The sequence below is a fragment of the Arthrobacter cavernae genome, from assembly GCF_017368795.1.
Taxonomy (GTDB): domain Bacteria; phylum Actinomycetota; class Actinomycetes; order Actinomycetales; family Micrococcaceae; genus Arthrobacter; species Arthrobacter cavernae.
On record NZ_JAFNLL010000146.1, the window covers coordinates 1 to 341 of the forward strand.

At 63.6% G+C, this 341-nt stretch carries 1 protein-coding gene; it reads left to right on the plus strand.

Annotated features, from left to right (window positions below; translation table 11 throughout):
- Nucleotides 1-2 precede the first annotated feature (2 nt).
- Nucleotides 3-341: SDR family NAD(P)-dependent oxidoreductase (locus tag J1902_RS19185; protein WP_207617947.1), on the plus strand; the 339-nt coding region annotated here is incomplete at its 3' end.

A 341-nucleotide genomic window follows, 5' to 3' on the forward strand; every position in this document is an offset into this window, starting at 1 on the left:
CCATGAGAATTCTTGTCACCGGTGGCACCGGCTACATCGGCTCGCACACCGTTCTGTCCCTTCAGGAAGCCGGCCACGACGTCGTTGTCATCGACAACCTGGTGAACTCCAGCGAGGAGTCCCTCCGCCGGGTCGCCGAACTGACCGGCAAGACCGCGGCCTTCCACCGGGTGGACCTCGTGGACGAGCCCGCCGTCGAGCAGGTTTTTGAGCAGCACCGGATCGACGCCGTGATCCACTTCGCCGGCCTCAAGGCCGTGGGAGAATCCGTCCAGGAGCCCCTGGCGTACTACCACAACAACATCGTGGGAACCCTGAACCTGCTCCGGGCCATGGACAAA